Raw genomic sequence first — 24,645 nt, forward strand, 5'->3', positions numbered from 1 at the left:
ATACGACTAGGTCAGTCTAAGGAGCTGTTTTTCTAACTCTTCAGCCTCCAATTTCAAATCCTTTTCATCCATTAACAACCGGAATAATCCTTTAATGATCAACTTGTCCGGATCCGATTCCCGGCATTCTGCTGAAATTCGATTCGCAATGTCCATATAATACGTAACTCTAGCTTTATCCAGGCCCTTTATCTTTTCATACAGGGACTTCCAAGCATTTTCCCTCTTTTCAAACGATATGAACGCGCCTTCCTTGTCCATGTCGACAGAAAAGGATTTCATCATGTCATCATCCAGAAGGGGTCTGCTGTTCCCACAAAGGAAATCACTTGCAAGGAGTGAAATCTGCCTGACCAAATGGGTCCCAAGTGTAGCGGGATCGAGGGTGTCATCCTGTGAAATCATCAACATCATATAAGATGAATAGATGGATTGAGTCATCCACATCAGGTCCCATTTATAGGGCCGGATTTCTTCACCATATACATCCAACAGGTTATGCTCGAGCCAGCTGAACAATCTCCCCCTCATCCTGTGCTCCATGGCCGCCAGTTTTTCACTATTCTTGGCGGACTCACCTCTCATATGCATCTTCATATAAGACTTATACTCCAATATTCCTTCGAATTGCACTTGGAACTGTTTGGCGAAACGCTCCTTTGGAGGCAAATTCCCGTCCAGCCCTACAACGAATGCCCGTTCGAAGACGAGCTGCTGATAATGTTCATAGATCGATATGATCAAATCTTCTTTTGATTGAAAGAAGGAGTATAGGGACCCTTTTGATATGCCGACGCTATCGGCAATTTGCTGCATGGATGTCTGATTGTACCCATGAGCTGCAAAGAGTTCCACTGCTGATTCAAGTATTGCATTTCGTTTATCCATTTAATCCACCTCTATATCCAGAGAACAACATTATTTTATCATTTTAACCATACCCGGTAAAAAATAGAAGAGCATTATTTCTTGACTGCATTTTATTTTTAGGTAAAATGACTAATGAGTCAATTATTAAAACAACTGATATATCAGTGTTTTATTATCTCATAAAATGAATAAATGACCCACAAGTCAAACACTATTAAAGGAGGAATCATACATGCTGAAAGCTATACTAAACCGTTCGAAAATCGTTTTGATATTCGTTTTATTGTTTGTCATTATCGGGATTTTCACATTTTTCCAATTACCCCAAAGGGAGATACCGGAAACTAGTGTCAACATCGGCACGGTAACGACCGTATATCCTGGTGCAACCGTTGACTCAGTGGAAAGGACGATTACCAACCCCATAGAGTCATCTCTGCAATCAATTGATGGCATCAAGGAAATCAATTCCTCATCAGCTGCAGGATTCTCTACCATCATTGTAGAGGTAGAAGATGGAGAAGACAAAAAAGAAGTGTTCGGGGATGTGCGGCAAGCGGTCTCGGATGCTTCAACATCTTTTCCGGAAGAGGTATTCGACCCTGAAGTCAATGAATCTACGGTGAAGATGCCGATTGTTTCTTACCACTTAACCAGTGATAAGAAGGAAACACTTCTTGAGCTGGATGATGAAGTGAGCAGATGGAAGGAAGAAGTCGAAGACCTTTCAGGTGTCTCAAGCGTGACGGTGAAAGGTCTGCCTGAGGAAGAAATTATCATCGCACTAAAACAGGATGATGTAAAGGCGGCAGGCCTCAATCCCGCTGCAGTCATGAGCGCCATCAATAATGAATATTACCCCACTCCCCTTGGTAAGCAGGAAGTGGATAAAGAAGTGGTTCAATTAACCGTTGATCACTTTAGGACCCTGGATGAGATGAACAACCTATTTGTCGGAAAGAATCCCCAAGGGGAATCGGTTTACCTCGATGACATCGCTGACGTCAAGGTATCCCCTAAAGAGATCAAAGACATCGTAACCTTTGAAGGAAAACCTTCCGTGTCCTTCACTGCATTTGTAAAACCGGGTGAAGACATCCCAACTGTAGATGAAAGAGTGAGCGATAAAGTCAAGGAACTATCAGATTCCCTGCCGCCGGATGTGAAACTTGTTCCTTACTATTCTCAAGCATCCACAGTAACGGACATTTTCGATGGATTATTTAAATCCCTTGCCATTTCGGTTGTAGCTGTCATTCTGACGACTGCCCTCGGACTGACGATTTCCGGCGCATTCGTCGTGGCACTTGCCGTACCGATTTCTGTGTTAATGGGACTGATTCCCCTGCCATTTGCCGGAGTGGACCTGAATCAGATTTCCGTCATCGGGGCCATCATTGCCCTCGGGATCCTGGTGGATGACTCCATTGTGGTGAATGACAATATTCAACGTCGTTACAAACTTGGTGACGGGGCACTGATGGGCGCTGTAACCGGTGTAAAAGAGATCTGGGTGTCAATCGTGACCTCCTCTCTCGCCATTGTGTTTACTTTTCTTCCGCTCATTTTCCTGTCAGGCGGAAATGGAGCTTTCATCAGGGCATTACCGACAGTCTTGATTACGACCATCATTGCGTCTACACTCGTCGCCCTGATTTTCGTTCCTATCATGAGATACTTGCTTTATAGTAAAACCAAGAAAAAAGTATCCGATGCTCCTGGACTTTTAGGAAAACCGTTGAATAAGATCGCGGACTTTTATGCCGATACGGTTCTTAAGAAATTTTCAAAAAGACCTTTCATCGTTTCTGCTATTGGACTTGTGTTTACGACGGCCATCTTTGGGTTGATCGCATTGACACCATTTGAATTCTTCCCGTCTGCCGACCGTGAAGAAGTAACCGTGGACGTCACACTCCCAATCGGTACAACGATAGAAGAAACATCCAGCACTCTGGAAGAAATGCAACAATTATTAAAAACAGATGAAGGTGTCTATGAAACTTCTGCGTTTGCAGGTACTGGATTACCGAATCTCTTCAACAGTTCTTTATCCAACACTGGGCAAAATACTGGCCAATTAGTGGCAAGAGTCGACCGTCAAAACCAGACTGCACAAGGATTGATTGATGAGTGGACGGACAAATTACGAAAGAAATACCCTGAAGCGAAGATCTTCATGGAAACGATCCAGCAAGGCCCCCCTGCAGGAGCACCTGTAACGGTAACGGTTTCAGGACCTGATATCGATCGATTGGTAGAGCTCCGGGATAAAATTTCGACTGAAATCAACACCTTGGATACCGATTTGGTCGTTGATAATGTCGGGGAAAAGGAACCAACGATCGAGTATGTGCCAAATCGTGAAAAACTCGAAGAAAATGGCATCACCATTAATGATGTCAGTCAACAGCTGCGCTTAGCGACAGAAGGCATCCCTATGAAAGCATTTGATAATGGGGTTACAAAACGTGATATGACACTCCTTTTAGCAGGAAACGAAGATGAAGTGGACCTTTCTTCCCTGGAAGTGCCTGCAGCCGCTTCAAACCCTGAAGGACCGCCAAAGCTGATTTCTCTTGAAGAGCTTGTGACTCCAGAGAAGAAGGAAGAACTTCAGCTGATCCCGCATAAGAATGGAGAGCGGGCCATCACGATACGAGCCTTCCCAGGGGACGAAGAGAACTATAAAGAGAATGTACAGAAAATCGTGAAAGAAGTCCGGGAAGATCTTGATGACAATAACTACTCCATTACATTGGGCGGAGAAAATGAAGCGCAAAATGATTTCTTTGCGGAAATCACCATATTGTTCATCATTGTGATTTTCCTGGTGTATTTATTAATCGCCCTTCAGTTCAACTCTTTATCTCTGCCATTTTTGGTACTGGTTGCTGTGTATCTGGCGATTGCCGGTGCGATTCTCGGTTTGTTTGTCACTCAAACACCGATCAGCTTCCTGGCCGTGATGGGCATGGTTTCCCTGACAGGAATTGTGGTGCGGAATTCGGTTGTATTAATCGAATTCATTGAGCAGGGACTGAAAAGTGGAATGAGTGTCAAAGACGCAGTCATTGAATCCGGCCGTACGCGTCTGCGCCCTATCCTGCTCACCGCCCTGACCTCGATAGTGGCACTGATCCCAGTGGCAGTCAGCGGCGATGCTTTATTCACTCCGTTAGCGGTTACGATTATTTCGGGTATTCTATTCTCAGCCATCTTAACGCTGATCATTGTTCCAATGATGTACCTGGTCTTCCACCGCTTCAGAAGAAGAAAACGTGAAGCTTAAATCGAAACATCCTGAGGGGAGACATGGTCTCCCCTTTTTTACATTTCCATACCACTTATGTGGTTAAGAATAAAAGATCAAAGACAGTTTTTTTATGAAATAAACTTTCCCCTTGAGATATTTACCTCCATCAAGCATTATAAGATGGTGTTATATTTTATACTTTTTTGGAGGAACAACATGACAACTAAAATAAATTCAAAAGCGATCCTCATAACCTTTATGATCGGTGCGTTTTTCGCCATATTGAATGAAACGTTATTAAATATCGCCCTGACAGAATTAATGGAGGTCTTTGACGTGGATGCCCCCACGGTCCAATGGCTTGCAACAGGCTTCATGCTGGTGATGGGTGTGTTGATGCCCATCTCTGCCCTCCTGATTCAGTGGTTCACGACAAGACAGATGTTCATCGGGGTCATGAGTGTATTCCTTCTCGGAACCGTGATAGCAGCCTGTGCCATGAATTTCCCCATCCTCCTTGCTGGCAGGATGATTCAAGCTGTAGGGACAGGATTATTGATCCCCGTCATCATGAATGCCCTGCTATTGATCTACCGGCCGGAAGTACGAGGGAAAATCATGGGGACATTCGGTTTGGTCATCATGTTTGCACCAGCCATCGGACCTACTTTGTCAGGTGTCATCGTCGATTTCCTTGGTTGGAGGTGGCTATTCATCACCGTCATCCCCTTTGCCATATTTTCGATCCTTTTCGCAATGAAATACTTACAAAATGTCGGTGAGGTTTCCCGTCCTGCTGTCGATGTATTCTCCATCATCCTATCATCCATCGGGATTGGCGGGATCGTCTATGGATTCAGTGCCGCAGGTGAAGAAGAAGCAGGATTCACGTCGGTCAAAATCATTGCGATAATCGCCATATCAGTAATCAGTATCCTACTCTTTGTCCTGCGGCAATTAAAGCTTGAAGAACCCCTGCTTGATGTCCGGGTCTTCCGGTATAAAAGCTATACAAGGGGTGTGACGATTTTCGTCATCGTCATCATGGCCATGTTTGCATCTGAAATCGTGATGCCGATGTACTTGCAGGGACCTCTCGGATATTCAGCTAAAGCAGCAGGTCTATTGTTACTCCCAGGTGCACTCCTAAATGGTTTGATGTCTCCCACAATGGGCTCCCTTTTCGATAAATACGGACCAAGAAAACTCATCATCCCTGGTACACTGACGTTGGTGGGGGTCATGATATTCTTTAGTTTCATCAATCCGGCAACACCCATTTGGTTATTTGTTCTAGTCTACATGCTTCTCATGTTGTCCATCTCAGCCATCATGATGCCTGCCCAAACGAATGGGTTGAATGAGCTGCCCAAACACCTTTACCCGCATGGGACCGCCATTGCCAATACATTGCAGCCCGTTGCCGGTGCCCTTGGTGTTTCCATCTTCGTCAGCATCATGACGCAAAGTCAGGCAGGGTATCTCAATGGGCACTCAGGTCCGGTAACTGAGGGTATCCTTCATCGCGCAATGACCTATGGCGTTCATCATGCATATTGGTTCGCATTGGCCCTGGCCTCAATCGCATTCTTGATTTCAATATTTATCCGTAAAGCGATTGCCCCTGATTTTGACGAAGCAGAAAGTGAATAAGTCCAATCTATATATAACAAAAAGTCCGATGCCATTTCGGGCTTTTTTCATTTTTACTTATTAAATCATATCTTCTTGAGAGCTATGACTGTACGTCACTCATCTTCAAGAGTAAAATGAGCTTGAAAACAAATAAGAGGAGGACCATTATGGAGAATGAGATAAAAATCATTGAGGATATTCGTGCTGAGTTACTAAATAGCGTGAATGATCTAACAGATGAACAATTAAACAGCAAATTGGAGGAAGATCGGTGGACGATCATGCAGGTGCTCGATCATCTATATTTAATGGAAAGATCCCTGACGAAAGCCATCCAGATGACCCTACAGAAAGGCGAAGAGCAACAAGTCGAGTCTAAACCGATTCACTTTACGGTCGATCGATCGACTAAGGTAGACGCCCCCCCTTTTGTCGTCCCTTCAGAAGAAAAACAGACCCTACAGGAAATGAAAGATAAATTGGGAGCGTCACGTAAAGATCTTCTTGCCTTCCTGGAAACCACAAACAAGGAAGCCTTACAGAAAAAAGCATATCCTCATCCTATCTTCGGTCAGATCCGTTTAGATGAGTGGGTTCCGTTCATCGGCTATCATGAGAAGAGACATTTAGAACAGATAGAAGAGTTGAAGTCAAAATTATAAACGTACATTAAAAGGATCTGTTTCTTATTGAAACAGATCCTTTTAGAATAGACATCCCCTCTACACATTCAAATCCCGCTTATCATAAAACATTAACGTCACAACTCCCAAAAGACCTATCAACACAATCGATATCCACACAAATACGAGGTCCAACCCTCCACCATCCATTACATTCTTTGCTTCAAAATACTTAAATGGAGTGAAATATTTCAAACCCTCGATTTTTTCACTCAAGTCGATGGCAAAGGATAGAATAAAGGTAAGTAACAATACGGCTGTTGCGATTGCCGCTGCTTTACCCGGCTTTTTGGAGTAGGATGCAATGGCTGTTCCTATCACTAAATATAATACTTGTAAAATGAACATTCCCAGCATGGTGATTCCGATATCGCCTGCTACCCGAGCATCACTGTAATGTCCCACAATCATCAAGGAGGAAATCCAGGTGATCAGGGAGAGTATCCCTATTTGAGTCAATGCAGCCAAAAGCTTGATCCCTATAACTTCCTTCCTGGGAAGAGGTTTGACAAATAGAAACTCGGCAGTTTTATCCCTTTCCTCCTTGGAAATGATCGTTGCACCTGTGATGGCCGCATGTATGGTTGCCAGTAACAAAATATAGAGAAAGAGCACTCCGTAATATCCAGTCGCCGTCGACATATCAAGGGTACCGATACCAAGAAATGCTTGCAGAGATTTAGGCATCTCTGCCATCAACTCATTCATGGATTGACCTGAAGACGAGAAGCCCGCATACTTGCCCATTCCAGATCCAATCAAAGCGATCATCCCTATACACCAAATGATGAGGGATTTGCGATGAGCCTTCATTTCTCTTAAATATACGTTCATATGATCTCCTCCTTCTATACCGTATGAATATCTTTTTTATTGTAGATGATAAAACCGGCGATCAGGGAGACGGCGATCAACGCGATTCCCACAACCAGGAAGGACCATTCATAACTTTCATGATTCATAATATACGTGTAATCAAAGTATTTAAAAGGTGTGAAATAACGACTCGCTTCTTCCGTTGCAGCCACCATCCCTGTTAAAAAGAAAGCGAATACCACTCCCAGAGATAGGCTGATGACGGATTTCACCTTACTAAATACTACGGCGATGAGCATTCCAATGGAAAACATGATCAATTGAGTAAAGAGAAGTGTAATAGAAATCAAGAAAAACACGTTCAGGCTGAATGCCTCCACCTTTACTATGTTGGCGACAACGATGGCTGAAATCACGTAGACGATATTTGTAATAAGGATCGACGTCAGGGCTGCCAGCACTTTTGAGGAGAGTATCCTCGTACGTGTGACGGGCTTGGTTAAAAGAAAATCAGCCGTCTTTTCCCTGATTTCCTTCGAGCATATGGAGATTCCCAGATTCATGGCCTGAATGGCACCGCATAAAGTGATATACAGAAATATATAAGAATAATATCCGTTTAGGGACCCAATGCTTTCAACCTCAATACCCAGAGCTTTTCGGACACCCTCTGGAAACCCTTCCAGCAGCTTTTTGAATTCGTCGATTTCTTTAGAAATCGACGGAAACATGGACATGAATAACATCATCAATGCAACGAGTACCAATGTCCAGGTAAGGGTCGACTTTCGGGAAGCCTTTAGCTCATACAGGAAAATATTCATAAAGGATCAGGCCTCCTTTTCGTAATAGTGCATAAAGATTTCTTCTAAGTCAGGCTCCTCGATCCATAGATTCGTAATTTCAATATCTGCTATCTTCTTCATGACCATATTGATATCCCCTCTGAATAGGAAGCTGACATGATGGTCTTTTACTTCAAGATTGCTTACGCCCGCCAGTTCAAAGTATGAAAGATCGATATCATCCATGATTTCTATCTTAAACTTTTTGTGATTGTTTTCTTTTAACGTACTGATCTTCTCGACTTGCACGATTTTTCCTTCTTTAATGATCGCCACCCGATCACAAAGTCGCTGAACTTCACTCAGAATATGAGATGAAAAGAGGATGGTCGCTCCTTTTTCATTTTCAGCCTGGAGAAGTTCAAAGAATTTTTGCTGCATAAGGGGGTCCAGCCCTGATGTAGGCTCATCTAAAATGATCAATTTCGGTTCATGCAGCAATCCCTGAATGATACCAACCTTCTTTTTATTACCAAGGGACAGATCATCAATCTTTTTGGTTACGTCCAGATTCAACATGTCGGCCAATTCTTTTATCCTCTGAGTACAATCCTTTTTATAGAAACTGGCGGAATACTTCAGAAGGTCGATCACCTTCATATTATCGTAATAAAACACTTCAGATGGCAGATAGCCTACTTCCTTAGCAATTTCAGGCGCATACTCAATGCAGTCCTTACCGAAGATGGTTGCACTTCCACTCGTAGGCCGAATCAGTGAAAGGAGCGTCCGGATAGTCGTCGATTTCCCTGCTCCATTCGGTCCGATAAAACCAAAGATCTCCCCTTCTTCTACATGGAAACTGATGTCAGTGATTCCCCTTGATTTCCCATAGGTCTTTGTCAGCGAATGAATTTCGATTACATTCATCAACTTATCCTCCCTCTACTTTCTTCTATTTATAAAATGAGACTTTCAATAATTCCACATAGGCATCCATTTCCGCCAGCACTTCTTCTTGATTGATCTCAGCTACAGAAAGTGATTTTGCTTTCTGCTGTTGTTGATTGGCAATCCCTTCAAAGGTCCAGTAAATAATTTGAATCGATTTTCCCACATCGATCCCATCCTTGAATTTTGATGTATCGACATTAGAGAATAAAGTCGCAAAACTACTCTCCACCATCTTCGCTTTATATTTCTCGATGTCGTCTTTCACATCAGGAGCTTCTTCAGAAAAAGCACTAGTAAGAAAATTGATCAGGTCGGGATATGCAGAAAAAAGTTCAAACTTAATCAATGTCACTGAGCGAATCGTGACGAAAATATCATGTTCCTCCCGGTCGATCCTCTCATATATCTTCTCTGTGAACAGATCCGATAGATGCTCATACAGGGAAACGTATAGTTCCTTTTTACTTTTAAAATAATGAAAAAGGATGCCCTTTGATATCTTCGCTTCCTTCACGATGGCATTCGTCGAGGCTTTCTCATAACCGTTCTCGGCAAACACCCGGGTTGCCGCCTTGATGATCCGTTCCTCTTTCTCCGGATCGATGTTTAGCGATTTAAACAATCGTTCTCTACCTCCTTTAAAAGGACAAGCGTTTGACCACTGTGGTCAATTTCATTTTAATACTTTTGACCACAGTGGTCAATGTTATTTTTGAATAGTAATTCTTCTTCTACTTCTTTAAAAAATGAATGGAGTTTCACGATATACAAGTATATAACCGAAAAAAATAGCAAAATTTCATAGATAAACTTGCACAAAAAAGAACAAACGTGTAGTATATTTTTAAAAGGAGGAATATTATGGTATACAGAGTACGAACCTATGAGATCATTCCAGATGTTTTACCACAGTTCAATCATTTTTTTCATGAGTATTTACTCCCCAACCAGATACGCTTTGGAGCTGTATTAATTGGCAGGTGGGTGAACATGGGAAGGACAAAAATCACCGCAATATGGAAATATGAATCAATGGATCACCTTAAACAAATTGAAAAGAGTATAAAGGAAACAAGCCTTCATCAGATAGCTCAATCTTATAGAAAGACGATTGAGCCTCTGTTTATATCGACGCATGAAGAATATTGGAACATGACAGGGAGCTATAATGGAGAAGGAGATGTAAAATGAAACCGACCATTCCAAGAGAACCGTATGTACCGCATCTAACCCTGAGCGAAATAGAGTTTTTAACAGAGCTTACATTTGGCTTGGAGGTAAAGCCGAAAGAGTGTGACGCCCTTTTCGTCTTCAGTGGAACTCATTCTTGGCATTGGGAGAAATCCGTAGAAGCTTACGATGAAGGGTATGTCCGTAAAATCATTGTTACCGGTGGTAGAAGTTTGACAGGAGTCCCTCATCCGGAATGGGAAGGAAACCGACAAGAGAATCTTTCCGAAGCCGGGATCATTATTTCCCATCTCCTGCAGGCAGGGATCCCGTCTCACTCTATCGTTTATGAAGAAAAATCCACGAATTCCCTTGAAAATGTTCTTTATGCAAAAAAGGTTTTTGATTTCAACACAGTACATTCACTGATGGTGGTATGCAAAGGTCATGCAACGGGGAGACAACTTCGTACCCTACAGAAGCATTTACCTGACGGAATCGAATATATTCCTTATACATTCCCCACCACGTATGAGGAGAACGAGGTGGACAGATACAACTGGATGGAGTCCGATATTGGTAGAAAAAGAGTATGGGGAGAGTATTTACGGATTGAAAAGTATGGGAAGATGGGGCATTTACTTCCTTTATAAAATGGATTTGTCATTACGAAAAAAGGGATCTAAACAAGCTCAGGGGGACCCCTGAGCTTTCTCATTTATTTCACCCGTACAAACGTGCGGTTTCCACGCCTAAATAAGCGAACGAAACGCCAAACGTGTAACTGAGTAAAAGATACGTAATCAGTAGTTTCCACTTTCTATCGGCAAGCAGCTGAATGTTCTCCAGTTTGAACGTGGAAAAGGTGGTGAAAGCTCCGAGAAAACCGGTTCCTAGAAGAAGGATGCCTGATTCGTTGATTCCAGTCCCAATCACGAATCCGAGAAGAAATGATCCGATCAGATTCACGCATAAGGTGGCGTATGGAAAGTCCGATGTAATATATTTCTTGAACAAGCGGCTGATCCAAAAGCGGGACATGGCCCCAAAGAAACCGCCTAATGCGACCATCATTCCTTGAACTATCATCTTTATGCCCCCTTCTGTTTAGATTGAGTGAATGTGTGTTTTCCGAACGTATAGCCAGCCCATGACATCAACAGCCCACCGAACGCACTCCCCAATACATACAAAAAGGCCGTAAACAAATGGGAATGGGAAAGAAGATTCACCGTTTCCACACTGAATGTCGAGAACGTCGTGAAGGATCCGATCAATCCCGTTCCGATGGCGGTTGCTGCCATTGGATGGATCTTCTTCAGTTGAAATAAATAGGTGGTCACCCAGCCCAAAGTGAAGCTTCCGATCATATTCGCCAGAAAGGTACCGATAGGAAACGTAAAATCCCACCAATCCCCTGCAAGTATTCCAAGATAATATCTCAATAGAGCACCCACCATACCGGCAGCACCTACGAGGATATAGACCATATTTTCACCTCAATCATTGGATTTCTTAATGAAAGGACTCCTACCAATACAACTGTATCAGTAGGAGTCCGTTTCTTTTCAATACATAAGGCAAACTCCTTTGCCGTTCACTCTATTTTACCAACCCCAGAATTTATTGCCAAATGCTCTACATTAATTTCGTAATAAACATGGTAGCAATGCCGAAATAGATGAGGAGTGAGAGGATATCATTAATCGTGGTGATCAATGGCCCCGATGCGACGGCTGGATCAACGTTGAACTTGTACAGGATGAGGGGGATGATGGTTCCTGCCAACGTCCCGATGATCAGGGTGATCAGCAAAGAGCTTCCCACTACAAGGCCAAGCACGATATTCCCCTGCCACACAAATGCGATGATGGCGATCATGAGGGCACATGTCACACCGATGATGATGCCCACCCATAGCTCACGGAAAATCAGCTTAATGACTTGTTTCACATCCAGATCATTCGAGACCAATCCCCTTACGACAACGGCAAGAGATTGCGTACCCGTATTCCCGGTCATTCCCGCAATCATCGGCATAAAGAATGCGAGCGCCACCACTTGTTCCAGGGTGGCCGAGAACCTGTCAATGATACTTCCCGACACAAGACCAATGAACAACAGCAGGATCAGCCAAGGCAGACGGCGATAGGCAGCGACGAGTGGTTTGGTTGTAAAGTCAATTGATTTACCTGATGCGGATAATTTCTCGATGTCTTCATTGGCTTCCTGGATGACAACATCAATGATGTCATCGACGGTAATGACCCCAACAAGCCTTCCATCTTCTTCGATGACAGGAAGAGTGATGAAATCATAACGGCTGATCAATTTCGCCACTTCTTCCTGATCCGTATGGACATCCACTTTCACCACACGGCTGTACATAATATCTTCTATTTTATCTAATAACTCACCAAGCAATAAATCCTTATACGAAATGACACCGATCAATTTTTTCTCTTCATCGATGACATACAAATAGTTCAGATACTCCGCAAGTTCCGCGAAATGCTTCAATTTATCCACAGCTTCACGGACCGTATAATGTTTAGGTATCCAGACATACCGATTGTTCATGATACGACCGGCCGTTTCCGGTTGATAGGTCATGAGATTCTGGACGACCTGAGACTCAGCCTGGTTCATTTCTGATAGTAGTTCTTCTATCTTCTCAGGCTCTAAGTCGGTCAATAATGTGGCGAGATTATCATTTTCCATCAAGTCGAGGACTTTCGTCGACTTTTCGATTCCCAATTTTTCCAAGACGACCAACTGATCTTCTCTTTCAATCTCCTGAATGAATTCCGTTAATTCTTCGAGAGGTAAATATAGCAGAAATTTATTCCGGTGCTTGGAGGGGATATGTAAATATTGCTGAGCGATATCATAAGGCTGCAGCTCTTCAATAATCGTTAAAAAAGTATTTTTCTTGCCATCTTTCAAGCTTTGAATGATGGCAAGGGTGATTTCATTTTCCGTCATGGCTAATGTCATAATGCGTACTCCTTATGATGTGTTTCTATTTGGATGAATGACATGGGGAGATACCTTAAGGAAAGATTCCCCCACCTTCCTAGTCTCTCCTAAATTAGATGGAAACCCCACTTCAATTCAAGTCTGAGTCTATCGATAGGATTTCCATCAACTCATCCTCCGTCATGATCTTATCGATTCTTTCATCCGGATCCAAGACTTCCTTTATCAAGTGCCTCTTTTTATCCTGAAGCTCGTTCATTTTCTCTTCGATCGTCCCTTTGGCGATAAGTTTTATCACCTGGACCTTGTTCTTCTGTCCCATCCTGTGAGCACGATCTGCCGCTTGTTCCTCGACAGCTGGATTCCACCACGTATCATACAGAATGACCGTATCGGCACTCGTTAAGTTAAGCCCAGTTCCTCCTGCTTTGAGTGATATGAGAAACAGATTGCGTTCCCCTTCATTAAATCGATTGCACATTTCCACCCGTTCTTCTGAGGGAGTGTTCCCATTAAGATAAAAGTAAGATTGTCCGTTACTGGATAGCTCTCTTCCCATCATCTCAAGCATTTTTGTAAACTGAGAAAATACAAGGACCCTTCTGCCAGACAACCGTGCCTCCTCCAGCATGTCCATGAGCTGTAAGAATTTCGCTGAGGAACCCTGATAACCATCTACGAATAGTGAAGTATGGCAGCAGATCTGTCTTAACCTGGTCAAGCCGGCGAGAATTTTGATTTTATTTTTCCTCAATGTGTTCTTATCCAGATGCTTCATTGTATCGTGCTTCAGCTTCGCAAGGTAGGCTGCGTACAACTCTTTCTGCTGGGGGAGGAGTTCCGTGGAATCTATGGACTCTTCTTTCCCTGGAAGCTCAGACAACACGTCTTCCTTCAATCTGCGAAGAACAAATGGCCGGATTATTTTCGCTATCTCTTTTTTAGTCAACCTGCTGTAATCCTTAAGACCCCGGAATAATCCGGGAAAAACAACGTGAAAGATGGCCCACAGTTCTTCAAGTGAATTCTCCACAGGCGTCCCTGTCAATGCGAACCGATTCTTTGCCTGTATCCCTTTGACGCTCTTCGCCGTTTGGGTGAGTGGGTTTTTAAATGCCTGTGCCTCATCATAAAAGACCGTATGGAATTCCTGAAGCCCAAACCACTTGCTGTCGCCCCGCAGTAAAGGGTAGGAGGTGATGATCACATCCGCATCCATCATTTTTTTCTGTTTCTTCCTTCGTTCAGCTTTGTTCCCATCCAGGATGAGGGTATTGAGGCCTGGAGCAAATTTTTCACATTCACTTTTCCAGTTATAGGTCAATGAAGAGGGACACACAATCAGAGCCGGATGCTTACCAGCCCGGATTTCTTCCAGTTCCGACACGATGAAGGCAATACTTTGTACCGTTTTCCCCAATCCCATGTCATCGGCTAAAATCCCTCCGAATCCATAATGGGATAGGGTCTTCATCCAGCGGAAGCCGGTTTTCTGATACTCTCTCAGCTTGGTGTCCAATGCGGGTGGGTCAGAAATCTCCATACTGTCCGGATTCATAATATGATTGTAAAATTCTTTAAATGAGTTTTCAAACGTAAACGGATGTCCTGCATCTACAGTATCGAGAAGATGAAGGCTCTGGTGCAAGGGAAGCTCGAGTCCCTTCACGAAATCATTCTTATCAGCCTGAGAAGTATGAAGGAATCTCTGGATCTCTTGAAATTCCTTGGACTCCAGCGACAGCAGTGAGCCGTTTCGCATCCTGTAAAATTTCCGCTTTTCTTCAAGGGCGTCCAGGATTTCCATTACCTGTCTGTCGGGGATGCCATCCATCTCAAACGAAAACTCCAACCAGTTCATTCGTTCCTTTTTCACTTTGACCCGGATTTTTGGTACATGATTCCCTTTGGAAATCCTGTTTCTTACGGCCGTAGTCGCATAGATTTGGACATCCTTTTGAAGCTTCGTCACTCCATAGGTTAAAAACTCATATTCCAGATCCTCATTGTGTAAAAAGTAGCCTCCTTCCGTTTTCCCGAAAGAAAACTCGTCCATCCATTCAAGAATCCTATCCTCTTTCTCAACATCCCGCATCAACAGGGACCCTGCTTTGGCTTGCCGGGTTTCAAGGGGATGGATGACGACATGCTCATAATGGAATTCAAGTCCCGCCAACAAACGATTTTTCACTCGGTCGAGATATAATTTGGCCACAAGGGGAACCGATTCCAAGCTTCGGGAAATGTCTTCTGATATATCGACTTTCCCTAATTTCTTCAAACCAACAGCGACTTTCTCAAGGAAAAATCCGATTTGATTTTGAGGAATCGTTATGTAATCTGCCCCAGAATGGTCCAGCAGTCGTTTTAATTCAGAAAGTCGTTTGCAGTCCATGGTTTCCAGCTGTGTAAATGAGCCATCATGAATGACAGTTTGATACTCTTCCATGACGATCATATCCATTAAGCCCGAGATGAATAGACGATATCCGCCTTGTTCCTCTTGTCTGAACTGAAACTCCAATGGAAGAGGCAGTTCCTTTTTCCCTATGCCTTCGAAGATGCGATCACTGTACTGTACTTTCACGTTTTCCTGACGCATTAATAACGATAATAAGGCCTCCCATGACGATGATGGGATAAGTAAACATTCACCCTGGTTTTTTCCCGCAGGGGAATCCTTCGAACATTTCAGGAGATATTGAATGACGGCATCCGTTTCATTCTCAAAGCAATGAAATTCGGGATTGAAGATAAAAGAGTCTGTCAGTGCAAAGGGCTTCCCTTCGGTGATGTTTGTCAGAAACTCCCCTACCCTCTGGACCTTGTGACCCTGTATGGAAAACTCAATTCCGAGCATTCCCCGCCCATCTTTGATCTGTACCGGTTTGATCAAAAATTCGGTTGGGAGTATCTGTCGGTTTTCAAAATGCCGTAGCTTACTTGTCGAGCGGAATGACTCTTCCTGAAACAGGGTGATAAATTCCTCCGTTACTCCGGTTTCATTGTTTTCAAGCGGTCTCTGTTGATCCTGTATGGCCAACAGCGCACCCGCAATATGCTGACAATCCTTATCAAATGAAGCAAGCTTCGGACAGCTGCACCGGGCTTGTATTTCTCCGGTGGTGATTTCTTGAATGATGACTTGGAAATCTTCCTCCCCCATTACGGTTACACTATAATAATCGCTGGTATTTTCGCCTATCTTCACTTTTCCGGATCGGTAATATGCCTCTCCCCGTTTGAAAGAGACTGTACCACACCGGTCTTTTATCAGTTTTTGATGTATAGCCTTCAATGGTATGGTTCCTTCCATGAAAATGTTTATGAATGAATCATAGTAGATCATTCTTATGATAACAACAAAGTGGGAAATTAGAAACAATGAGAGGGGAATACTATATTAATAGAAACGTATAATTACGGAATGATCAACATAGGATATAGGGAAGCAGAAAAAAATCCGCACTATGAGGCCAGTCATAGTCCGGAAAAATGATCATCGGATTGTCTACTTTTCGATGTGGTTCAATAAGGATATGATGAAACTTCCCGCTTGGAACATGAGCATGAAAATGTAGTATTCCTCCATCATCTTCACCTCCTTCCGGGGGAAATATTTGTCCCCATTTGATATCTATGTTGGAATGACTCATTTCATGCGTTTTTTTGTAGTGAAATGGATATTGCCGATGTAAAATCGAAAACCCTGGAGGTCTTTTGAGAGACCACCAGGGTTTTTGATTGATAAAGTAGAGACACGGACGAAGAAAAGCATCAGCGAAATATCTATTCTATTTGCGAACATGCGTCCTGCCACACACACCGTGTAAACCTTAAAGTTCATGAAAGTTTCGCTTACATCATATTTTCTATTGCATACCGGGACTTTTTTATGTAAATTAGTCAAGTATGTTTAATAGGAGGTATCATCATGAATCACACACAAACCACTCAACGGGTTCAAATAGCGGCAGCCGATCCATCGGCACTTGGACTTTTCGGACTGGCTATGGTCACCCTTGTCGCTTCGTCGGCAAAACTTGGATGGACAGACGGGGTTTCGTTCGTATTGCCATGGGCGATTTTCCTCGGAGGCATTGCTCAATTGATGGCAAGCTTTGGGGATGCCAAACATAATAATACGTTTGGAATGACGGCATTTGGTGCGTTCGGATTATTTTGGCTTGGAGTCGGAACATCCTGGCTGATCTCATTCGGAGTATTCGGTCAGGCAGCAGCTGCAGCAGTCGATCCACAACAGCTGGGGATTGCTTATATTGGCTATCTGATATTCAGTATTTTCATGACAGTTGGAGCGATGGAAACCCATAAGGTTTTATTAATTATCTTTGTTCTCATTGATTTCTTATTTATCGGTCTTTCCTTGTCTACATTGGGGATTGCACCTGAAGCTACACACAAATTGGCAGCGATCTCTGAATTGTTTATCGCCCTATTCAGCTTTTATGGTTCTGCCGCAAGTGTGCTGAACACACACTTCGGGAAAGAAACCCTTCCGGTCGGAAAGCCGTTCGGAATATTTAAATAAACACAAAGAAGAGCTGGATGAGTGACTCACCCAGCTCTTTTCATAGTAAAAATAACCACCTTAACAGACGGTCACCTCACCTCGCCAATCCTCTCTCGAATGCAGCTAAATGATTCTGTGAAGCATCTCTCAATTGTGTGAAGACGATCCTGACATCCTGAGGAAGATTAAAAGTCAAGAACCGATCATACATAGCAATATTATCAATCTCCCCTTGGACTCCTGCCCCATAGGCACTCTTGAGTGAATCAGGGGTGGTTGTGTAAGATTGGGATTGATCTTCAGGAAGCGGTATTCCGTAGCGTTGGAACAAAGTCTGCAATGCTGTTATATGGCGCAACTCTGCTTCTTTAATCCTTAGAAAAGTCCGTACGTTTCCGAAATTCTGGATGATCCGGTCATATCGGGCCTGTGCCAGGTATTCATCCTGCATGGCATATATAAGCATTTGGGGAACCGAGAGCGTAGAGGCAGCGAGAGCTCCTTTTGCACCATAATCCACTTGTCTTGATAAACCCCTGCTTCCTTTATTCTTCATCATATAAAATAAAAACCACACGGCGTGATTCTGTTCATCTGCAGCTGCACGGCTGAATGTTTCTTTTATATATGAATCTTGAACCCCATTTGCAACGCTATGATAAAAATCAACAGTATCCTGCTCATCCCTAAAGGCAAATTCAAGTCCCTTTTTGTATGAATCCGGACAACCTTCCTGCAGCTCGGGACTGGGCTTCATTCCTGTAAGGTTTGCATAGATTTCACTGAATGCCTTCAAATGACGTTTTTCGTCTTTACGGATTTCAAGAATCCGCATTCTTTCATCTTCTGTCGGTGCTTTATTCGCAAGCTTTTCGTAACAAATAATCGCACTGTATTCACCATTGATGGCTTTCTGAAGATTGGTCACCAGAGTATGACTCTCCGGTGCCCTCGAGTATGCATCCAGGTAAAAGGGTTTGAATTGACGGTAAAACTGATATGGATTCATTCTACGTAACACCTCTTTTTTTCAGTCAATACATATTGTATGAACAATAGAAAAATAGGTGTCAGTACCGGGTCAGCTCTTTCCCTGGACGTTTGTGTAGACTTCCAAAAGATCGGTCACCAACATGCCATTGATTTTCATACCTGCTAACTCACTTCCAGAAATTTCAACATTCTTCAGATTGCAATTTTGAAGCTTACTGCCACTAAGGTCACAACGGTCAAATCTTACTGGTTCATCTGCACCCTCGAGGTTGGTGTCGTGAATGGTTACACCATTCAGTGTTACATGAGCAACCTCACTGCCCGACAGATTCAGGTCGGCAATCAAGGATTTTTGCAGATTGATATTTTGGAAGCAAGATTCACTGAGATTGCAGTTGTTAAACACCGCTCCCATTAGATTGCTGTTAGTAAACGTGGAGTGACTCCCATTGATTCCGTAGAAGTCTGTCTTCTCCATATTGCAATGTTCCACCTGAAGTTCAGAAAGGTCCTCGCGCTTTAACGTATCGCCATGAACGCAAAGCCCCCTCAACTCCCCATCAAGAACAGCCTCTTCATTCATTTCTTTCTCATAGCAGAATTCATCATCGGTTTCAAAAACTTTCCTATATCCCATCTTTTCATAAAAATAATGATTGTTCAGCTGACGGCTTGACGTCTCAAGCTCCCAAGTCCTCACATGGGGATACTCATATTCCATTCGTCTCATCACGTTAGAGCCGATTCCTTTTCCTTGTTGCGAGGGATCAATGAATATCCGATCGACTCTTCCATGACGTTTGCCAACCACCGTTAGAATCAATCCACCAACAATGGCACCTTCAAAGAGGATCTTGAAATAATCCAATTCCCTTATCATATATTTTCCCATTTCTACGGAATCATAGCCGGGCGGCTGAATGTTGTAATCAACGACACCGGTGTGACCACTGAGCCATTTTTCTTTTTCCATGTCGAAAACGTTCTTTTTTATTGTGGTTAGGATGGAGGCGTCCTCAATATGCGCCTTCTCTATTTTAACTGAGCTCATGTTCGTTTCCCCTTTTAACTATTGAAATAGGTTTCTATCACTTTCAACACCCCGAAAGCACCGGAGCTCTTATTTGATAGTACAACTGCTTTGATATCCTTCTCGGGGTAATATGCAGAATGAAAGCTCACCCCTGGATCATATCCCATTACATGATGCTTATCGGGTTGATTCAACCACATCCCATACCCATAGTCCACACCCTCTTTAACCTTTGCATGGGATTTTGAAATCAGCTTTGTTCCCCTTTCACTTAGGAGCTTATTTGTCAAAAGGGATTCCCAAAACGAAATCATATCAGGTCCAGTAACGTATGCCCCTCCGTCCGCCCCGCCCTGTATGGGGATGGAAAACACATTGGTCCTCCAGGAATCTTCTGGTTCATCAATGTATCCGTAGGCCGTATTTGCTGGTAAACGATCCAGACGAAAATATCCCGAAGTGTGCATATTCGCAGGTCCGAAAATGTGTTCCTTGATATACTCCTGCACCGTCTTCCCTGAAAGCTTCTCGATCACCAACCCGAGAATGATGTATCCGGCATTATTATAATCAAACCGCTCGCCAGGAGGGAATTTCATATGTCCGTTTTGAAAAAGCGGGAGAAAATCTTCTCCCTTCCTCATTAAATACATAGGGGTCTGCTTCCATAGCTCTTCAAAATCATCCATCACATCCTCGTCAAAATAATCTGAAATTCCAGAGGTGTGTGTAAGTAAATGATGAATGGTCACTTTGTCATCAAAATGTGGGAATCCAGACCCCAGACATTCTTTTATCGGTGTATGAAAAGACACTCTTTCCTCTTCGACAAGCTGGCAGATGGCAACAGCGGTGAACAACTTACATCCTGAAGCAATTCCAAATCGCGTATCAACAGAGTTGGACCGTCCTTCACTTCGATCGGCATGGCCAAAAGCAGTTTCAACAAGCAGCTCCTCCTGTTTCTTAACGATAACCGTTCCTGAAAAACCCTCTTTTTCTGCATGTTCTTTGATCTTGATATGTAGATCCTTCATCTGGAAACCCCTTCTCTATTTTTGTGATTATGGTAAATTATAGCATATAAATCTGATCTCTTTCTCCATTCGGAGGCAAACTTATTAGACATAGATGCTCTTTACCGATATAGTTGTAGTAACATTATTGACCCGATAGAGTTTTTACATGCAAGATTAATAGATTAAAGGAGGAACGACTCGTGTCTAATGAATACAATCTGGCTTCATCGGAATTCCATTCTTTAATCACCACTTCTAAAAAATTGTTCCAAAGCATCAGTAAGCACCTCGGTGTTCAAACCGCTTACATCACCAGACGGGGTGATGATGCAATGACCGTATTAAGTTCTTATAATGAAAAGGAGGACATCATACCTGAGGGATACTCCGTTGCATACGGGGATACATACTGCCGTCTAATTATTATGAATGAGAACAATGAGATGCATAAGGTCAACCTCGCCAAAGATGTCATAACGAGGGAACTAGAAGTCACTTCTCAACTTGGGGTAAAAGGATTCCTGGGAGTAACCTTAAAGGACCCAACTGGAGGAGTGTTCGGCACACTTTGTGTGATGGATAAAAATGAAAAGGTCTTTTCTCAGGAGGATATTGACTATCTTCACGTGATGGCGGACGTCCTTTCTCACATCTTGGAGTTGGATCAGACTAAATTTAATTTGAATTACTTGAGTGTCCCCATCATCCCCATAACGGAAGGAATTGCATGCCTTAGTATTCAGGGGATCATGGATGCCAATCGATCGGAACAGATGATCAATAAGGTCCTGGAACATGGAGCAAGTCACGGTACAGATTACTTTATCATCGATTTGACCGGGCTTCTCATTCTGGATGGGAAATTTCCCGTTGCATTCAGTAATCTCGTACAGTCTCTTCACCTAATGGGCATTGAAACCATCTTAACGGGCATCACCCCGACCATCGCCATGCACGAAAAGGAGAATGACCAACTCAATCATCTGCCTATCGTCAAGGTGCGTAATCTAGAATCTGCACTTAAGCATATTGGATTCAAGCTGACTGAAACGTCCATCCATTGACACAAAGAAAAAGGAGAGTCTCCCTTTCTGACTCTCCCTGACTGTCACCCTGCATCAATCTGTTTCCGGGGCAGGCTTCCTGGTGCCTTTATTTTTTCAAGATTAGCTTCTTAAACTTCCTCTTCCCCACCTGAACAATCATTCCATCTTTGATTTCCACGACCGACTGCACATCCAAAACCTTTTCCGAATTGATTCTGATGCCTCCATTTTGAATCATTCTGCGTGCCTCACTTTTTGAACTTTGCATGTTAAGGGCCACCAGAAGATCGACTATGGAGATCTTTTCTTCACCCTCCCATTCTATTTCTGGAATTTCATCAGGAAGGGCACCTTTTTGGAATACGTTTTTGAACTGGCTTTCCGCTTGTCGAGCCGCCTCTTCTCCGTGATACATTCTAACCATCGTTTTTGCTAACAGAATTTTGGCGTCTCTCGGGTGAAGGGTCCCTTCGTCTAATTCTTTCGCTAACCTCTTCTTCTCTTCCAGTGATAAATCAGTGATCAGATTAAAATATTTGATGATCAACTCATCGGGAATCGACATCGTCTTTCCGAACATTTGATTGGGATCTTCATCAATCCCGATATAATTATGCTTGGATTTCGACATTTTATCTACACCGTCAAGACCTTCAAGCAAAGGAAGCAAGATGACCACTTGTTTCTCCTGGTTGTAATGTTCCTGTAGATGTCGTCCCATCAGGACATTAAACTGCTGGTCCGTCCCTCCGAGTTCTACATCGCTCTCTAGTGCGACGGAATCGTATCCCTGCATCATAGGGTAAAACAGCTCGTGAAGTGAGATCGGTTTCCCTTCTGATAACCGGCTGGAGAAGTCATTTCGCTCAATCAACCGGGCGACGGTGATCTTCGATGATAATTGGATGACATCCTCCAGATTCAAGGCTGAAAGCCATTTTGAATTGTAATGGAGCTCCACCTTTTCTTTGTCGAGGACTTTGCCAAATTGTTCAAAGTATGTCTTTGCGTTTCGCTTCACTTCTTCATCCGTCAATTGTTTTCTTGCTGCGGTTTTTCCGGTTGGATCCCCGATCTTACCGGTGAAATCGCCAATGATAAGCTGGACGATATGACCGTTTTCCTGAAACTGCCTTAATTTATTCAGAACGACCGTATGACCGATATGAACATCTGGTGCGGTTGGATCAAGCCCCAGTTTGATCTTTAACGACTTTCCAGTTGAGATTGAATTCACCAGTTTTTGTTTCAATTCCTCTTCCGGAATGATATCCTGTACTCCATTTCTGTATTGTGCCAACTGCCTTTCGACTTCGTGTTGTTTATCTTTTGTAAGTGATTCCCATTTACAAACCATGATTGTTCCTCCTTGACTGATGATGGTAAAAAAGCATTTCAATTTAAATCTCCGTTATATTTGTGATTTCGCAGCTAAAGCAAATGTTTTTCCGTTAGCTACTCAAAATCAACTTAAAAAACCACGCCCCTAAAAAAAGGGACGTGGTTTACGCGGTACCACCCTTATTGAAGATCTCTCTTCCACTCGATACGGATAACGGACCGTCCGTTCTTTGCTACTGTTGTGTTCACAAAAAATGTTCAGGGAGGTAATTCGCGCTTATCCGTGTACTGATTTTCACCAAGCATCAGTTCTCTACGACAGGGAGATAAGTCACTACTGATTCCCATCATGACATGTATGATTTTGAATTTTCATTCATTTTACAGAAAAATGAAGAGTATGACAATAAGAATGTTAAATATTATTTCACAACTCCCATTACAAAACCATCGTACCCCTTTGATCCGACGGTCTGAACGACTGTTGAGTCAATCCTGTCTTCTTTCGATAACATATCGACAAAGGTACGCACACCTTGAACACTATCGTCTTCGCTGTTTTCATCGATGACCCTTCCGGAGCGAACGACGTTATCCGTAATGATGACCGTTCCAGGCTGTGACAATTGAAGCGCCCACTTCAGATAATTGGCATTATTTTGTTTATCGGCATCGATGAAGATGAAGTCAAAGGTCCCCTCGAGTGTCGGCAGTGTATCAAGTGCTGCGCCTACCTTGATTTCCACCTTTTCTCCAAAACCTGCATTCCTGATATTCTCCTCTGCGACCTTTGCATGTTTATCACTATATTCCAAGGTAACAAGCCGTCCATCCTCAGGGAGAGCACGGGCAAGCCAAATGGTGCTATAGCCTCCAAGAGTCCCGATTTCAAGAATGGATTTTGCCCCTTTGAGCCGGGCAAGTAATGAAAGGAATTTACCCTGATTCGGGGATACATCAATAGCTGGCAGTTCTGCTTCACTATTCGCTTTCAATACAGATTCCATGATTGAATCCTTTTTTTGAAGTTTACTAGTATAATATTGATCGACTTTCGTCCAAGTATTGGCTGAGGTCATCTTTTTCACTCCTTATGTATTGAACTTGTTTTATCATAGCATATTTTACCATATTTAGTGACATTGTTTTAAACTGTTTTCAATCTCTATGATTGAATAATCCAACCTAAAAGAAAAAGCACCCGGCCGGACGCCGGGTGCTTTACACGTAATTATTTCTCGATTTTATTCCCTTCGTATATCTTCACATCAAGAGGTGCAGCCAAGTATTCTGGTGCCCTTCCTACAAATGATGTGAAATGTTCACTCGTATTGTGACTCTCGACGGCAGATGAGTCCTTCCAAACCTCTACCATAGTATAGACACTTTCCCTCTCCGTATCTTTCATTAGATCATAAGAAATGTTGCCTTCCTCGGACCTGGATGAGGACACAAGAAGGCGTACCTCTTCTAAAAATGCCTGTTCTTTGATTGGGTTAATCTGAAATTCTGCATGAATGATAATCATATT

Annotated in this window: 23 protein-coding genes and 1 other annotated feature; of the genes, 7 read left to right on the forward strand and 16 right to left on the reverse strand. The window is 43.1% G+C overall.

Translation table 11 applies throughout. The features are described from left to right. Positions 1-6 precede the first annotated feature (6 nt). Positions 7-888 carry a TetR/AcrR family transcriptional regulator gene (locus tag CN378_RS09000; RefSeq protein ID WP_098351556.1) on the reverse strand — a complete coding sequence of 294 codons (882 nt, stop codon included), beginning with the start codon at positions 886-888 and terminating at the stop codon, positions 7-9. 214 nt (positions 889-1,102) lie between these two features. Here CN378_RS09000 and CN378_RS09005 point away from each other — a divergent pair, with 214 nt between their 5' ends. The 3 genes from CN378_RS09005 (at position 1,103) to CN378_RS09015 (ending at position 6,423) form a co-directional block, all read left to right on the forward strand. Beyond that, positions 1,103-4,162, forward strand: coding sequence for an efflux RND transporter permease subunit (locus tag CN378_RS09005; RefSeq protein ID WP_098351557.1), 3,060 nt, complete (start codon positions 1,103-1,105; stop codon positions 4,160-4,162). Between the two features lie 180 nt (positions 4,163-4,342). Next, entirely contained in the window at positions 4,343-5,779 is a 1,437-nt protein-coding gene (locus CN378_RS09010; RefSeq protein ID WP_098351558.1) for an MDR family MFS transporter, read from the forward strand. 149 nt (positions 5,780-5,928) lie between these two features. Beyond that, positions 5,929-6,423, forward strand: a complete 495-nt coding sequence (locus tag CN378_RS09015; protein ID WP_098351559.1) for a DinB family protein — start codon at positions 5,929-5,931, stop codon at positions 6,421-6,423. A 60-nt stretch (positions 6,424-6,483) separates the two neighbouring features. On the opposite strand, the gene CN378_RS09020 is transcribed toward CN378_RS09015, so the two are convergent. Genes CN378_RS09020 through CN378_RS09035 form a run of 4 tightly spaced genes read right to left on the reverse strand, consistent with a single transcriptional unit; the run spans position 6,484 to position 9,621 of the window. Beyond that, entirely contained in the window at positions 6,484-7,278 is a 795-nt protein-coding gene (locus tag CN378_RS09020; RefSeq protein WP_098351560.1) for an ABC transporter permease subunit, read from the reverse strand. Between the two features lie 14 nt (positions 7,279-7,292). Further along, entirely contained in the window at positions 7,293-8,084 is a 792-nt protein-coding gene (locus CN378_RS09025; protein WP_098351561.1) for an ABC transporter permease subunit, read from the reverse strand. A gap of 6 nt (positions 8,085-8,090) precedes the next feature. After that, positions 8,091-8,975, reverse strand: coding sequence for an ABC transporter ATP-binding protein (locus tag CN378_RS09030; RefSeq protein WP_098351562.1), 885 nt, complete (start codon positions 8,973-8,975; stop codon positions 8,091-8,093). A 25-nt stretch (positions 8,976-9,000) separates the two neighbouring features. Further along, positions 9,001-9,621 (reverse strand): TetR/AcrR family transcriptional regulator, encoded by a 621-nt coding sequence (locus CN378_RS09035; protein WP_098351563.1) that lies wholly within the window; start codon positions 9,619-9,621, stop codon positions 9,001-9,003. Positions 9,622-9,860: 239 nt separating this feature from the next. Here CN378_RS09035 and CN378_RS09040 point away from each other — a divergent pair, with 239 nt between their 5' ends. Together CN378_RS09040 and CN378_RS09045 are read left to right on the forward strand one after the other, a co-directional pair. Continuing rightward, positions 9,861-10,190 carry an NIPSNAP family protein gene (locus CN378_RS09040; protein WP_098351564.1) on the forward strand — a complete coding sequence of 110 codons (330 nt, stop codon included), beginning with the start codon at positions 9,861-9,863 and terminating at the stop codon, positions 10,188-10,190. Continuing rightward, positions 10,187-10,822 (forward strand): YdcF family protein, encoded by a 636-nt coding sequence (locus CN378_RS09045; RefSeq protein ID WP_098351565.1) that lies wholly within the window; start codon positions 10,187-10,189, stop codon positions 10,820-10,822. Before CN378_RS09040 ends, CN378_RS09045 begins: the two co-directional genes overlap by 4 nt. Before the next feature lie 70 nt (positions 10,823-10,892). On the opposite strand, the gene crcB (CN378_RS09050) is transcribed toward CN378_RS09045, so the two are convergent. The 5 genes from crcB (CN378_RS09050) to CN378_RS23125 all read right to left on the reverse strand — a co-directional run bounded on the left by crcB (CN378_RS09050) (position 10,893) and on the right by CN378_RS23125 (position 16,743). Then, a complete protein-coding gene (gene crcB, locus CN378_RS09050; RefSeq protein ID WP_098351566.1) occupies positions 10,893-11,258 on the reverse strand; it encodes a fluoride efflux transporter CrcB in 366 nt (121 codons plus the stop codon). A gap of 2 nt (positions 11,259-11,260) precedes the next feature. Further along, positions 11,261-11,659: a fluoride efflux transporter CrcB gene (gene crcB / locus CN378_RS09055; protein WP_098351567.1), complete on the reverse strand. Its 399-nt coding sequence runs from the start codon at positions 11,657-11,659 to the stop codon at positions 11,261-11,263. Positions 11,660-11,807: 148 nt separating this feature from the next. Continuing rightward, positions 11,808-13,166 carry a magnesium transporter gene (gene mgtE, locus CN378_RS09060; RefSeq protein WP_098351568.1) on the reverse strand — a complete coding sequence of 453 codons (1,359 nt, stop codon included), beginning with the start codon at positions 13,164-13,166 and terminating at the stop codon, positions 11,808-11,810. 112 nt (positions 13,167-13,278) lie between these two features. Next, a complete protein-coding gene (locus CN378_RS09065; RefSeq protein WP_306471855.1) occupies positions 13,279-16,446 on the reverse strand; it encodes a DEAD/DEAH box helicase in 3,168 nt (1,055 codons plus the stop codon). A 213-nt stretch (positions 16,447-16,659) separates the two neighbouring features. After that, the gene (locus CN378_RS23125) at positions 16,660-16,743 is read right to left on the reverse strand and encodes a putative holin-like toxin (protein WP_368731158.1); all 84 of its coding nucleotides are present in this window, start codon (positions 16,741-16,743) and stop codon (positions 16,660-16,662) included. Positions 16,744-17,082: 339 nt separating this feature from the next. Here CN378_RS23125 and CN378_RS09070 point away from each other — a divergent pair, with 339 nt between their 5' ends. Further along, positions 17,083-17,700 carry an acetate uptake transporter gene (locus tag CN378_RS09070; protein ID WP_098351569.1) on the forward strand — a complete coding sequence of 206 codons (618 nt, stop codon included), beginning with the start codon at positions 17,083-17,085 and terminating at the stop codon, positions 17,698-17,700. A 76-nt stretch (positions 17,701-17,776) separates the two neighbouring features. Here the strand turns inward: CN378_RS09070 and CN378_RS09075 are convergent, their stop codons facing one another. The 3 genes from CN378_RS09075 to CN378_RS09085 form a co-directional block, all read right to left on the reverse strand. After that, positions 17,777-18,691 carry a ferritin family protein gene (locus CN378_RS09075; protein ID WP_098351570.1) on the reverse strand — a complete coding sequence of 305 codons (915 nt, stop codon included), beginning with the start codon at positions 18,689-18,691 and terminating at the stop codon, positions 17,777-17,779. Positions 18,692-18,763: 72 nt separating this feature from the next. Continuing rightward, positions 18,764-19,726, reverse strand: a complete 963-nt coding sequence (locus tag CN378_RS09080; RefSeq protein ID WP_098351571.1) for a GNAT family N-acetyltransferase — start codon at positions 19,724-19,726, stop codon at positions 18,764-18,766. 14 nt (positions 19,727-19,740) lie between these two features. Beyond that, positions 19,741-20,745 (reverse strand): serine hydrolase domain-containing protein, encoded by a 1,005-nt coding sequence (locus CN378_RS09085; RefSeq protein WP_098351572.1) that lies wholly within the window; start codon positions 20,743-20,745, stop codon positions 19,741-19,743. A gap of 182 nt (positions 20,746-20,927) precedes the next feature. On the opposite strand from CN378_RS09085, the gene CN378_RS09090 reads away from it, so the two are divergent. Beyond that, positions 20,928-21,791: an STAS domain-containing protein gene (locus tag CN378_RS09090; protein WP_098351573.1), complete on the forward strand. Its 864-nt coding sequence runs from the start codon at positions 20,928-20,930 to the stop codon at positions 21,789-21,791. Positions 21,792-21,879: 88 nt separating this feature from the next. Here the strand turns inward: CN378_RS09090 and tyrS are convergent, their stop codons facing one another. The 3 genes from tyrS to CN378_RS09105 form a co-directional block, all read right to left on the reverse strand. Further along, entirely contained in the window at positions 21,880-23,130 is a 1,251-nt protein-coding gene (tyrS, locus tag CN378_RS09095) for a tyrosine--tRNA ligase (RefSeq protein WP_098351574.1), read from the reverse strand. Positions 23,131-23,264: 134 nt separating this feature from the next. Further along, positions 23,265-23,474, reverse strand: a binding site (T-box leader). 62 nt (positions 23,475-23,536) lie between these two features. Further along, the gene (locus CN378_RS09100) at positions 23,537-24,193 is read right to left on the reverse strand and encodes an O-methyltransferase (protein ID WP_098351575.1); all 657 of its coding nucleotides are present in this window, start codon (positions 24,191-24,193) and stop codon (positions 23,537-23,539) included. Positions 24,194-24,345: 152 nt separating this feature from the next. Further along, positions 24,346-24,642, reverse strand: coding sequence for a putative quinol monooxygenase (locus CN378_RS09105; RefSeq protein ID WP_098351576.1), 297 nt, complete (start codon positions 24,640-24,642; stop codon positions 24,346-24,348). Positions 24,643-24,645: the final 3 nt, after the last annotated feature.

It is taken from the genome of Bacillus sp. AFS015802 (assembly GCF_002561455.1).
GTDB lineage: Bacteria > Bacillota > Bacilli > Bacillales > Bacillaceae_B > Rossellomorea.

Coding starts and splice junctions, on each gene's coding strand:
- CN378_RS09000 (WP_098351556.1), bottom strand. CDS start 888: ATGGATAAACGAAATGCAATACTTGAATCAGCAGTGGAACTCTTTGCA.
- CN378_RS09005 (WP_098351557.1), top strand. CDS start 1,103: ATGCTGAAAGCTATACTAAACCGTTCGAAAATCGTTTTGATATTCGTT.
- CN378_RS09010 (WP_098351558.1), top strand. CDS start 4,343: ATGACAACTAAAATAAATTCAAAAGCGATCCTCATAACCTTTATGATC.
- CN378_RS09015 (WP_098351559.1), top strand. CDS start 5,929: ATGGAGAATGAGATAAAAATCATTGAGGATATTCGTGCTGAGTTACTA.
- CN378_RS09020 (WP_098351560.1), bottom strand. CDS start 7,278: ATGAACGTATATTTAAGAGAAATGAAGGCTCATCGCAAATCCCTCATC.
- CN378_RS09025 (WP_098351561.1), bottom strand. CDS start 8,084: ATGAATATTTTCCTGTATGAGCTAAAGGCTTCCCGAAAGTCGACCCTT.
- CN378_RS09030 (WP_098351562.1), bottom strand. CDS start 8,975: ATGAATGTAATCGAAATTCATTCGCTGACAAAGACCTATGGGAAATCA.
- CN378_RS09040 (WP_098351564.1), top strand. CDS start 9,861: ATGGTATACAGAGTACGAACCTATGAGATCATTCCAGATGTTTTACCA.
- CN378_RS09045 (WP_098351565.1), top strand. CDS start 10,187: ATGAAACCGACCATTCCAAGAGAACCGTATGTACCGCATCTAACCCTG.
- crcB (WP_098351566.1), bottom strand. CDS start 11,258: ATGATAGTTCAAGGAATGATGGTCGCATTAGGCGGTTTCTTTGGGGCC.
- crcB (WP_098351567.1), bottom strand. CDS start 11,659: ATGGTCTATATCCTCGTAGGTGCTGCCGGTATGGTGGGTGCTCTATTG.
- mgtE (WP_098351568.1), bottom strand. CDS start 13,166: ATGACATTAGCCATGACGGAAAATGAAATCACCCTTGCCATCATTCAA.
- CN378_RS23125 (WP_368731158.1), bottom strand. CDS start 16,743: ATGATGGAGGAATACTACATTTTCATGCTCATGTTCCAAGCGGGAAGT.
- CN378_RS09070 (WP_098351569.1), top strand. CDS start 17,083: ATGAATCACACACAAACCACTCAACGGGTTCAAATAGCGGCAGCCGAT.
- CN378_RS09075 (WP_098351570.1), bottom strand. CDS start 18,691: ATGAATCCATATCAGTTTTACCGTCAATTCAAACCCTTTTACCTGGAT.
- CN378_RS09080 (WP_098351571.1), bottom strand. CDS start 19,726: ATGAGCTCAGTTAAAATAGAGAAGGCGCATATTGAGGACGCCTCCATC.
- CN378_RS09085 (WP_098351572.1), bottom strand. CDS start 20,745: ATGAAGGATCTACATATCAAGATCAAAGAACATGCAGAAAAAGAGGGT.
- tyrS (WP_098351574.1), bottom strand. CDS start 23,130: ATGGTTTGTAAATGGGAATCACTTACAAAAGATAAACAACACGAAGTC.
- CN378_RS09100 (WP_098351575.1), bottom strand. CDS start 24,193: ATGACCTCAGCCAATACTTGGACGAAAGTCGATCAATATTATACTAGT.
- CN378_RS09105 (WP_098351576.1), bottom strand. CDS start 24,642: ATGATTATCATTCATGCAGAATTTCAGATTAACCCAATCAAAGAACAG.